Origin of the sequence: uncultured Aquincola sp. (assembly GCF_964001545.1) — a bacterium.
Classification (GTDB): Bacteria; Pseudomonadota; Gammaproteobacteria; order Burkholderiales; family Burkholderiaceae_C; genus Aquincola.
The window spans coordinates 1-11,276 of record NZ_CAXFDV010000496.1; the positions used below are offsets into that span (position 1 = coordinate 1).

Below are 11,276 nucleotides of genomic sequence, written 5' to 3' on the forward strand. Positions count from 1 at the left end.
AGAGGTAGTCGTTGGCATCGGCGCGGAACGGGGCCTGCAGGCGTTGGGTGACCAGCGCATCGGCGGCGGCGCGGGTGGGGGCTTGCTGGTACAGCGCCTCGTTGCCGCCGTTGGTGCCGGTGTTGAAGAACTGCGCTGCCAGCTGCAGCCCGCGCGGCTGGCGCGTGTACTGGCCGCCTTGCCAGTCGGGGTCGTTGCGGATGGCCTCGATCAGCAGCCTGCGCATCATCCAGTTGCGGCCCGACATGGCCGCTGGCATCGATGCCATGGGCACCACCGCGTCCATGAAATCCGGATGGCGCTGCGCCCACAGCCAAGCGTGCATGCCGCCCATCGAGTTGCCGACGATCACACGCACGTGGCGGATGCCCAGGTGCTCGGTGACCAGCCGGTGCTGGGCGGCCACCATGTCGTCGTAGTTGTAGGCCGGGAACTGCGTGCGCAGACCGTCCGAGGGCTTGCTGGAGCGGCCGGCGCCGATGGCGTCGGGCAGCACGATGAAGTACTTGCGTGCATCCAGCGGCTGGCCGGGGCCGAACAGCTCGCCGGCAAAGCCGGGCGTCAGCATCGAGTCGGCCGAGCCGGCGGTGCCGTGCAGCACCAGCACCGGCTCGCCCCGGGGGTCGCCGACGGTGGTGTAGGCCAGCTTCAGCTCGGGCAGCACCTGCCCGGTGTGGAAGCGGAAGTCGCGCACCGTCCACTCGCCGCGCTGAGGCGCCGGGTAGTCGGCGGCCGCAGCGGCCACGGCCGTCATCGAACACACGAACAGGGCGCACCACTGGCGCCAGTGAGTCTTCAGCATCGGGCTTGTCTCCTGTGCGCGCCTGCGTGCGGGGCTACCAGCTGGCTCCGAACACGCGGCGCAGTTCTTCGATCTGGGCCTCGGCCAGCGGCGTGGCCTCCGGCTGCAGGCGGTGAAGGCGCGCAGTTTCTTCGAGTTCTTCCAGCACCGCCATCGCGGCGGCCGGCGTGTCGTGCCACACGTTGGGCCCCAGGCGCGCCAGCATCACCGCCTGCAGCCGCCGGCCCTGCGCCGCATGGCGGGCGATGGCGGTGGCCACGGCCTCGGCCGCGGCCGGGTCGCCCGGGCGGCGGTAGGCGATGTGCGGCACCCGACCCACCTTCATCACGAAGTAGGGCGTGAGGGGCGGCAGCAGCTCGGCGTCTTCGGCCAGCGTGCCGCCGGCCTGGCTGTCGGCCTGCAGCGAGCAGGCCACCAGGTGCGTGCTGTGGGTGTGGATGATGCAGCCCGCCGGCTGGCCGGCGGCGGCGGTGGCCTCATAGATGCGCCGGTGCAGCACGATGGTCTTGCTGGCGCGGTCGCCGCTGAGCTGCTGGCCTTGTGCATCCAGCTTGGCCAGCCGATCGGGCTCCAGAAAGCCCAGGCAGGCATCGGTGGGCGTGATCAAAAAGCCATCGGCCAGCCGCACGCTGATGTTGCCGGCGGTGGCATGCACGTAGCCGCGGCCGAACAGGCTGCGGCCCACCCGCACCATCTCTTCGCGGGCCTGGTCTTCGCTCAAGGGCAGGTGGCTCATGCCTTCAATTGTGCAAAGGCCTTGGTGAAGAAGTCGGGCGTGCCGAAGTTGCCCGACTTGAGCGTGATGTGCAGGCCCTCGGGTGCCGCGTCGCTGGTGGCATGGCACCAGGGCACGCCGGGGTCGATCTGGCCGCCGATGCGCATCTGGGCGATGTTCAGGGCCTGCACGCAGGCGCCCGAGGTTTCGCCGCCGGCCACCACCAGCTGGCGCACGCCCAGCTGCACCAGGCCGCGGGCAATGCCGGCGATGGTGCGTTCCACCATCGCGCCGGCTTCTTCCACGCCCAGCTGACCCTGGATGGCGCGCACGGCCGAAGGCTCGGCGGTCGAGTACACCAGCACCGGGCCGCTGGCCAGCTTGTCCTGCGCCCAGGCCAGTGCCTCGGCCTGCACGTTGGCGCCGCTGGCGATGCGCAGCGGATCGATGGCCAGCGCCGGCCGGCCGCTGCGGATGAACTCGGCCACCTGGCCATTGGTGGCCACCGAGCAGCTGCCCGACACCACGGCCTGCAGGCCGGCGGCGGGCGGCAGGCTGGCCGCCGTGGAATCTGCACGCAGGCCGAAGTTGGCCGGCAGCCCGATGGCCACGCCCGAGCCGGCGGTGACCAGCGGCATTCCCTTGAGCGCGGCGCCCAGCGTCACCAGGTCGGCATTGGCCACCGCATCGACGATGGCGATGCCCACGCCTTCGGCCTGCAGCGCTTCAAAGCGTGCGCGGATGGCGTGCGCACCCTGGGCCACCACGGTGTGGTCGACCAGGCCCACGCGGTGTTTGGTTTGCGCCTGCAGCACCCGCACCAGGTTGGCGTCGGTCATCGGGGTGAGCGGGTGGTTCTGCATGCCGCTTTCGTTCAGCAGCACATCGCCGGCGAAGAGGTAGCCCTTGAACACCGTGCGCTTGTTGTCCGGGAAAGCCGGCGTGGCAATGGTGAAGCCGGTGCCCAGTGCCTGCATCAGCGCGTCGGTCACCGGGCCGATGTTGCCCTGCGGCGTGCTGTCGAAGGTGGAGCAGTACTTGAAGTAGATCTGCTGCGCGCCCTGGGCCTGCAGCCAGTGCAGCGCGGCCAGCGATTGCGCCACCGCCTCGGCCGGAGGAATGGTGCGGCTCTTGAGTGCCACCACCACCGCATCGGCCTCGGCCTGCAGCGGCTCGGCCGGCACGCCGATGGTCTGCACCACGCGCATGCCGGCGCGCACCAGGTTGTTGGCCAGGTCGGTGGCCCCGGTGAAGTCGTCGGCGATGCAGCCGAGCGCGATGCGGCCGCCTGCCATCACGCGGCTCCCTTCGCCTTGGGCAGCTCGATGCCCGGGAAGATCTTGATCACGGCGCTGTCGTCTTCGCGGGCGAAGCCGGCGGTGGAAGCCTGCATGAACATCTGGTGCGCGGTGGCAGCCAGCGGCAGCGGGAATTTGCTGGCGCGGGCGGTGTCCAGCACCAGGCCCAGGTCTTTCACGAAGATGTCCACGGCCGACAGCGGCGTGTAGTCGCCCGCGATCACATGGGCCATGCGGTTCTCAAACATCCAGCTGTTGCCGGCGCTGTTCGTGATCACCTCGTACAGCGCGGCGGCGTCCACGCCTTCACGCAGGCCCAGGGCCATGGCTTCGGCCGCCACCGCGATGTGCACGCCGGCCAGCAGCTGGTTGATGATCTTGACCTTGCTGCCCGCGCCGGCCGCATCGCCCAGGCGGTACACCTTGCCGGCCATCGCATCCAGCACGTGGTTGGCAGCGGCATAAGCCTCGGGCTTGGCCGAGGTCATCATCGTCATCTGGCCCGAGGCGGCCTTGGCGGCGCCGCCGGAAATCGGCCCGTCGATGTAGTGCACGCCTTGCGCGGCCAGCTTGCCTTCCAGCGCGATCGACCAGTTGGGGTCGACGGTGGAGCACATGATGAAGGTGCTGCCGGGCTTCATGGCCGCAGCGGCGCCGTGGTCGCCGAACAGCACGCCCTCGGTCTGCGCGGCATTGACCACCACGCTCACCACCACCGGCGCGGCGGCGGCCACTTCGGCGGGGTTGGCCCAGGCCGAGCCGCCTTCTTTGGCAAAGGCCTCGGCGGCGCCGGGCTTGACGTCGCACACATGCACATGGAAGCCGCGGTGGCGCAGGGTGCGCGCGATGCCGGCGCCCATGGCGCCCAGGCCGATCACGCCGACGTGTTGAGGTTGAGTCATGTCAGGTCCTTGTTCGGTGGAAGGGGGAGGGTCAGGCCACGAAGGTCCACAGCAGCCAGGTCAGCGCAAAACCGGCCAGGCCCAGCACGGTGGTCAGCACCGTCCAGCTGCGCAGGCCGTCGGCCACGCTCAGGCCCAGGTAGCGGGTCACGATCCAGAAGCCGGAATCGTTGACGTGCGACAGGCCCAGACCGCCGAAGCCGATGGCCACGGCCAGCAGCGCCGTCTGCATCGCGGTGTAGCCGCCGGCGGTCACCGCCTCGGCCAGCAGTCCGCAGGTGGCCAGGATGGCCACGGTGGCCGAGCCTTGCGCCGCCCGCAGCGCCAGCGCGATGACGAAGCCGGCCAGGATCAGCGGCATGTGCGTGGCCGTCAGCGTTTGCGACAGCGCGGTGCCGATGCCGGTGGCCGTCAGCACCTTGGCGAACACGCCGCCGGCGCCGGTCACCAGGATCACGGTGGCGGCCGGCGGCAGGGCCGACTCCATCACTTCGTTGGTGCGTTCGCGGCTCCATTGCTGGCCGCGGGCGATCAGCCAGAAGGCCAGGCCGATGGCCACCATCAGCGCGAACATCGGCGCGCCGATGAAGCCCAGCACGTTGCGCACCGGGTCGCCCTTGGGCAGCAGCGTGGCCCCGGTGGTGCCCACCATGATGAGGGCCAGCGGCACCAGGATCAGCGTGAGCACCGCGCCCACGCTGGGCGCGCGCAGGGCGCTGCCGGCCGCCGATTCACCGGCGAAGTTCTTGAACTGCTCGGCCGTGGTCGGCAGCATGGTGTAGTGCTTGCGGTTGAGCCAGCGCGAGACGTACTGCGCCAGCGGCGCCAGCGGCAGGCAGATGGCCAGGCCCAGCAGCGTGATCCAGCCCACGTCGGCCTTGAGTACCGCAGCACCTCCCACGATGCCCGGGTGCGGCGGCACCACCACGTGCACCGCCAGCATGATGCCGGCCACCGGCAGGCCAAACTTCACCGGGTCCACCTTCGCGGCCTTGCAGAAGCCGTAGATGATGGGTACCAGGATGATGAAGCCCACGTCGAAGAAGACGGGGATGGCCAGCACCAGCGCCGCGGCCGTGAGCGCGGCCGGCACGCGGCTGGGGCCCAGGATCTGCGTGAAGCGGTTGGCCAGGCTGCTGGCGCCGCCCGAGACCTCGATCATCCGGCCCAGCATCGCGCCCAGCGCCACCAGGATGGCCACCGAGCCCAGCGTGCCCCCCATGCCGGCAATCATGGTGCTGATCACATCGCCGATGGGCATGCCGGCGGCCAGCGCCACCAGCAGGCTGACCAGCAGCATCGCCACGAAGGCATGCACCTGCCACCGGATGATCAGCAGCAACAACAGGGCGATTCCGCCGGCGGCAATGCCGAGCAGGGCAGCAGTGGACATCTAGCAAGTCTCCTCAGGGTGCGCGCAGCCGTCTGCGCCTGATTGGTATGGTCATCATACAAATTACAGCGAGTTTCATGGGCTAGGGGTTAACCCGGCCGCCGCTGTTGCGGGGCCGGGCGCCGGCCCGCCGCCCTGGGGCGGCGGGAACCGATCGTGCGGCGACGCCTAGTTGGCGAAGCTCTTGGTGCTGTACATCTCCACCGGCAGGCGGCTCAGGATGGGCAGCCCGGTGGTGGCGTCCTTAGTCTGCTTGTCGATGTAGCTGAAGAACACGTCGGCATCCAGCACACCGATGTCCAGCCGGCGCGCCGCGGGCACGGCCGCCAGGGTGGCATAGCCGTCACCGCCGAGCGCGTTGAAGCTGAGCACGAACAGCTTGTAGGTCTTGGCCGGGTCGATTGCCGTCCAGACGCCGGTGGTCGGGTTGCGGACCTCCAGGTTGCTGGCGCGCGAGCCCTTGGCGGCCTTGGCATTGACATCGAAGCGCAGGCCGCCGGTGTAGGGATAGGGCCCCGTGGTGCCGCCGGTGCCGAAGGTGGCCTCCAGGCCGTCTTCCACCATGCTCTTGGCCTCTGCGCCGGTGATTTCCAGGCGGTACAGCTTGTTGCCGAACGGCAGCACCTGGATGATCTGCGCCGCGGTGACCGAGCCCAGCAGCGGGATGCGCACACCACCGCCGCTTTGCAGGCTGATGTCCGCGCCGCCGTACAGCGAGTTGCCGATGTCGACATAGGCCTGCGCCACCAGCTGCTGGATGTCGCCGCCGCGCAGGCTCACGCTGCCTTCCGCGTTGCAGGCCACGCTGGAGCGGCTGTAGTCCACCGAGCCCGTGCCGCCCGGCACGCGGCGCGAGCACAGCTCTTGCGGCACCACGGCCGACAGCGTCTGGTTGAACACCGCCACCTTGTCGGTGAACGGCTTGAGCACCGCCGCTGCGCTGGCCGAAGGCTGGGTGATGCGCAGGAAGCCGGTGGCCGCTGCACTGGCCTTGAGGGCGGTCTTCTGCGACTCGGTGGCATCGGTGCCGGCGATCTTGAAGTTGTCGCCGATCAGCACATGCGGTGTGCCCTTGCACTGGGTCACTTTGCCCTGGGCATCGAAGCTCACCTTCAGCTCGCCCACCACCTGGGCGTATTCCCAGGCCTGCACCACGCACACCGGGTTGCCGTCCTTGTCCTTGGTCTCGGTGGGGTAGGTGCCGCCCGGGCTGCCAACGCCGGTGGTCGTCAGGCCGCTGGGGCCCAGCAGCGTGTGCGAGTCGGCGCCCACCACCACGTCCACGCCGCTGAGCTTGGGCACCACCTGCAGGTCGTACTCGTAGCCGATGTGGCTCATCAGCACGATCTTGTTGATGCCCTGGCTGCGCAACCTGTCGATCTCGCGCTGGGCGGCCGTCGCTTCGTCCTCGAAGGTGGTGTCCGCGTCGGGGCTGGAGGATGTTTTGGTCTTCTGCGCGATGGTCAGGCCGACGATGCCGATCTTCTGTCCGCCCCGCTCCACGATGGTGGACGGGTTGACGTAGCCGGGTGCGCGGCTGGCGTTGAGCGCGGAGTTGGCGCCGAACTGCACGTTGGCGCTGATCACCGGGGTCTTGCAGCTGCCCTTGTGCAGCAGGTCGATGAAGCCCTTGAGGACGGAGTCGCCCTTGTCGAACTCGTGGTTGCCCAGCGTGAAGGCATCGAAGCACACCGTGTTCATCATGGCGGCGTCGGCCTCGCCCACCTCGCCGGCGCGGTTGTAGTACAGCGTGCCGGACAAGGCATCACCCGCATGGAGCTTGAGCACGTTGGCCGACTGCGCCGACAGCTCGCTGATGGCCGCCGTCACCCGCGGAAAGCCCGCGGCTTCGACCGTCACATCCGCAGCGGTGGTTCCGCCCGAAGACAAGGTCTTGAGCGTGATGGTCTTGCTGTCCAGCGTCGAGTGGTGGTCGTTGATGTGCAGGATCGTCAGGTCCAGCGGTTCGCCGCCGCCATCGCTGCCGCCGCACGCCGCCAGGGCAGCGGCCGCCGCCAGCGCCACCGCATGCCAGCGCAGGCCGCGCATCGGCTGCCACCGCTTTGTCCGCATCGTATTCATTGCATTCCGCTCGGGATGAGTTCAAGAGAACCGAGCATGCTGGTCGGTCAGCATGACGAATCGATGACTGGGCCCGCACCGTGGCGCCGCCGCACCTGCGCGAGAGCCTGGGGCTGCGCAGTCAGCCGCCCGGTCGGCGGGCGGCGGGCCGGCGCATGGGCAGTTGTTCGACCAGCACTTCGGCCAGGCGGCCGCCGTCCTGCTGCCAGAAGCCGGGTTCGGCCTGCTCGATGCGGGCGGCGGCATTGCGCATGTGGCTGGCGGCGGCGTCGCGGGCGGCGGCCGGGTCGCCGCGCTCGATGGCCTGCACGATGCGCTCGTGCTCGCTCATCACGCTGTGCGCGAAGTCCACGCGCCGCGCTTCGTTGGCCCGCGTCACGCGGGTGGCGCCTTGCAGCAGCTGCGACAGGTAGTCGAGTGTGCGCACCAGGAACGGATTGCCCGCCGCTTCGCCGATGGCGCGGTGGAACAGCACGTCCTCGTCCACGCCGTCGCCGCCCGCGGCCACGGCAGCGGCGATGGCCTGCATGCGCTCGCGCAGCAGCTGCACATGTGCCGGCGTGCGGCGCTCGGCGGCCAGCTGGGCCACTTCAGATTCGAGCGCGCGGCGCATCTCGATCATCTGCAGCACCGCCTCCTTGGACGCGGCCGTGACCGGGTCGAAACTCAAGGGCTCGATGGTGGCGGCGCGCACGTACATGCCGCTGCCCTGCCGCGAATCGACCAGGCCGCGCGACTTCAGGCGCGAGATGGCCTCACGCACCACGGTGCGGCTGACGCCGAACTGCTGCACCAGCACCGCCTCGGTCGGCAGCTTGTCGCCCGCCGCCAGCCGGCCGGCGCGGATCTCGGTTTCGAGCGCACTGGCCACCTGGTCGGCGAGCCCGGCACCGGGCTTGATTTCAGCGAAGGAGACCAAGATGGAAGGCCCGCGGCCGTCGAGTGGAAGGGCCGACAACTCTAACGCGGGCGGCGCTCTTCACCTGTCGTGTCGGCCGCAGACCTTTTGGCGCGCCCGCCGCTTCAGCGTGTCTGTTGGCCCAGACGGCGCAGCGCCAGCGGATGCTTGCCGCGCTGGTCGACGCCCAGCTTTTCGACCTGGCCGATCAGCGTTTCATCGATGGGTGAAATGCCGACGAAGCCGAGGATGTTGCGCTCCAGCGCCTTCAGGCTGTGGGCGCGGAAGTACCAGCGGTAGACCAGCGCCGGCATGCCCATGGTGATCACCAAACGCGCCCATCGGCCGGGCAGGAGTTTTTGCGGCATGGCCTGGGCCTGCATCGGGCCGATGGCAAAGCCTGACCTTGCGACTTGCTCGAGAAAGCCTTTGAGCAGCGCCGGCGGCATAGGCGTCGGCCAGTGCATGGCAGAAGTGCTCCGCCGTGTCCGGGTGGCCCTGGATGAGAAGGATGCGCTGGCCCTTGGCCCATGGTGGCAGCAGCGCACGATGCGCAGCTTGAGGGTGGTCGAGATGACAGTTGGGCACTGCTCTGGCGGGTGGTCGTTGACACCGCAGGTGCGCGCTGATCAGATGGCAGATGTCGGCTTGTTTCCCATCAGCCTTGCGGAGACTGAGACATGCCCAGCTACACCGAGGATTTCCAGCCTGCCAGGGGTGATGTGACGTACGGGATTTCGCCCGCCTGCAGCGCCTACCTGTCGCACTGGGAACAGACGTGGATCGCACGCTGCAACAGCGCCGACCAGGCGGAGGCCGACGCAGCCAAGCAGAACATCCAGGCGGCCATGGGCTTAGGCAAGACCAACCGGATGGATTGCTACAACAACTACTACGGCGTCTCGTCCATCGGCGGCGTCAAGAAGGAAGCGAAAGCGATGAAGGCGTTCCAGGCCAAGGTGGCTACCGCGCCGAACGACCGCATGCGCGCTTATGCCGCCGGCATCCAGCAATCGCGTTTTTCGCCGGCCACGGTGTTCAATGAGGAAGAGCAGAAGCTGCAGGCCGAGGGCTACCAGCCGAACCACTTTGGCAGCGACAAGTTCTTCAAGAACTCGCACAAGAAGGAGCAGGCTCTGGCCCAGAACCGCAACTACCTGGCCATTCGTCGCGCTTGCAAGTTCGGCATCGGCCTGGTGGCCACCGATCCGCAGTTCCAGCACGCCAAGGTCCACTTCATCCTCGACGGTCTCGACATGGCGGAGGTGGCCAACAAGGCCACGCGAACGTCGGCGTCCGCCCTGGGCCCGGCCAAAGTGTCGGTGTCCATCACTGTCTCGGAGCTGCGCTACGTATTCCGCAACTGGGGTCGGCTTTCGGGCAAGGTCGTCCTGTACGTGAATCTGCTGCCTGTTGCTGCGCCGTGGGTGCAGGACTGGGGGCCGCTGAAGTGCGCAGGAGCTCTGCCGGACATCCGCGCACGCAAGGACCTGTGGGACGCCTATGGCGCGGCGCGCCTGAACAAGTACGGCGTCACCGACGTCGGGCAGATCATCAAGGCTCTGATCTGAGCACACGCTTTGAGCCTGGCGCTGACCCCGCTATAGTCCGCCCCGTTGGTGCTCGCACCGGCCATCCGGCTGGTGCAGTGAAACTGGGAATCAGGAAGCGACGTTCCAACGGAACGAAGCCAACCTGAGCTGCCCCCGCAACGGTAAGTGGATGGCGCGTGGCCACACGCGCCTGCTCGTGCAACACACCCACTGGGCCTGAACAGCCTGGGAAGGGCGCCCGAGACACATCCACCAGCCCGGAGACCGGCCAACAGGGTGGGTGCATCGTGCGCTGCAAGGCGCGCGGCGCAACCCGTGTCGGACACCTGCGGGGAGGCAGGCGGCCGGTGTGATCGTTGTGTGCATCAACCATGTTTACCATCCAGGAGCGCATTGCGCGCTGTCCTGCGATGCTCATTGCCGCGCCGGCTTCGGGGCAGGGCAAGACGAGCGTCACTGCCGCCCTGGCGCGCCTGCACCGCCGGGCCGGCCGCCGCGTGCGGGTGTTCAAGACCGGGCCCGATTTCCTCGACCCCATGGTGCTGGCCCAGGCCAGCGGCCAGCCGGTGCAGCAGCTCGACCTGTGGATGGGCGGCGAGGGCCATTGCCGTGCGCTGCTGCATGAGGCCGCCAGCCAGGCCGACCTGATCCTGGTGGAAGGCGTGATGGGCCTGCACGACGGCGAGCCTTCCACCGCCGACCTGGCGCTGCGCTTCGGCCTGCCGGTGCTGGCCGTGATCGACGGCAGCGCGATGGCGCAGACCTTCGGGGCGCTGGCGCTGGGCCTGGCGCAGTACCGCCCCGGCCTGGCCTGGGCCGGCGTGCTGGCCAACCGCGTGGCGGGTGAAGGCCATGCCCGCATGTTGCGCGACAGCCTGCCGCCGCACCTGGCCTGGTGGGGCGCGCTGCCGCGCGACGAGGGCTTGAGCCTGCCCGAACGCCACCTGGGCCTGGTGCCCGCCGCCGAGCTGGCCGACCTGGCGCAGCGCATCGAGCGCGCTGCCGATGCGCTGGCCCGCCACGGCGATGGCGCCGGCCTGCTGCCGCCCGAGGTGGCCTTCGAGCCGCCGCTGCCCGACTTGTCCAGACAAGCCGGCGCGGCGCTGCAAGGCGTGCGCATCGCCATCGCGCGCGACGCGGCCTTCTGCTTCATTTACGCCGCCAACCTGCAGGTGCTGCAGCAGGCGGGGGCGCAGCTCAGCTTCTTCTCGCCGCTGGCCGATGCGGCGCTGCCGCCCTGCGACGCGGTGTGGCTGCCCGGCGGCTACCCCGAGCTGCACCTGGACGCGCTGGCCGCCAACCTGCCGATGCAGCAGGCCTTGCGCGCCCACCAGGCCGAAGGCCGGCCGCTGCTGGCCGAATGCGGTGGCCTGCTCTACCTGCTGCAAGGCCTGACCGACGTGCAGGGCCGCCGCCAGCCCATGGCCGGCCTGCTGCCCGGCGAGGCGGTGATGCAAAGCCGGCTGGCCGCCATCGGGCTGCATGAAGCGGCCTTGCCCGAAGGCACGCTGCGCGGCCACAGCTTCCACTACTCGCGGCTGGAAACGCCGCTGGCGCCGTTCACCACCACCCGGCCTGCGCGCGCCGGCCGCACCGGTGAGGCGGTGTTCCGCCAGGGCCGGCTCACGGCCAG

At 69.3% G+C, this 11,276-nt stretch carries 10 protein-coding genes and 1 riboswitch; of the genes, 2 read left to right on the forward strand and 8 right to left on the reverse strand.

Annotated features, from left to right (window positions below):
* The 8 genes from ABNT58_RS16845 to ABNT58_RS16880 form a co-directional block, all read right to left on the reverse strand.
* On the reverse strand, positions 1-754 hold a 754-nt coding region (locus ABNT58_RS16845), incomplete at its 3' end, for an alpha/beta fold hydrolase (protein WP_348754608.1).
* Positions 755-836: 82 nt separating this feature from the next.
* Entirely contained in the window at positions 837-1,523 is a 687-nt protein-coding gene (locus ABNT58_RS16850; protein ID WP_348754609.1) for an aldolase, read from the reverse strand.
* An 11-nt stretch (positions 1,524-1,534) separates the two neighbouring features.
* A complete protein-coding gene (otnK, locus tag ABNT58_RS16855; RefSeq protein WP_348754602.1) occupies positions 1,535-2,812 on the reverse strand; it encodes a 3-oxo-tetronate kinase in 1,278 nt (425 codons plus the stop codon).
* Complete coding sequence (gene ltnD / locus ABNT58_RS16860) at positions 2,812-3,717, reverse strand: L-threonate dehydrogenase (RefSeq protein ID WP_348754603.1); 906 nt, start codon at positions 3,715-3,717, stop codon at positions 2,812-2,814. Before ltnD ends, otnK begins: the two co-directional genes overlap by 1 nt.
* A 31-nt stretch (positions 3,718-3,748) precedes the next feature.
* Positions 3,749-5,110 (reverse strand): GntP family transporter, encoded by a 1,362-nt coding sequence (locus ABNT58_RS16865; protein ID WP_348754604.1) that lies wholly within the window; start codon positions 5,108-5,110, stop codon positions 3,749-3,751.
* A gap of 168 nt (positions 5,111-5,278) precedes the next feature.
* Positions 5,279-7,159, reverse strand: coding sequence for a 5'-nucleotidase C-terminal domain-containing protein (locus ABNT58_RS16870; protein WP_348754605.1), 1,881 nt, complete (start codon positions 7,157-7,159; stop codon positions 5,279-5,281).
* Positions 7,160-7,313: 154 nt separating this feature from the next.
* A complete protein-coding gene (locus tag ABNT58_RS16875; protein ID WP_348754610.1) occupies positions 7,314-8,114 on the reverse strand; it encodes a FadR/GntR family transcriptional regulator in 801 nt (266 codons plus the stop codon).
* Positions 8,115-8,215: 101 nt separating this feature from the next.
* Complete coding sequence (locus ABNT58_RS16880) at positions 8,216-8,557, reverse strand: NAD(P)H-dependent oxidoreductase (protein ID WP_348754606.1); 342 nt, start codon at positions 8,555-8,557, stop codon at positions 8,216-8,218.
* Positions 8,558-8,770: 213 nt separating this feature from the next.
* On the opposite strand from ABNT58_RS16880, the gene ABNT58_RS16885 reads away from it, so the two are divergent.
* Positions 8,771-9,661 (forward strand): hypothetical protein, encoded by an 891-nt coding sequence (locus ABNT58_RS16885; protein WP_348754607.1) that lies wholly within the window; start codon positions 8,771-8,773, stop codon positions 9,659-9,661.
* A 29-nt stretch (positions 9,662-9,690) separates the two neighbouring features.
* A riboswitch (cobalamin riboswitch) is annotated at positions 9,691-9,931 on the forward strand.
* A gap of 104 nt (positions 9,932-10,035) precedes the next feature.
* Positions 10,036-11,276: cobyrinate a,c-diamide synthase (locus ABNT58_RS16890; RefSeq protein ID WP_348754611.1), on the forward strand; the 1,241-nt coding region annotated here is incomplete at its 3' end.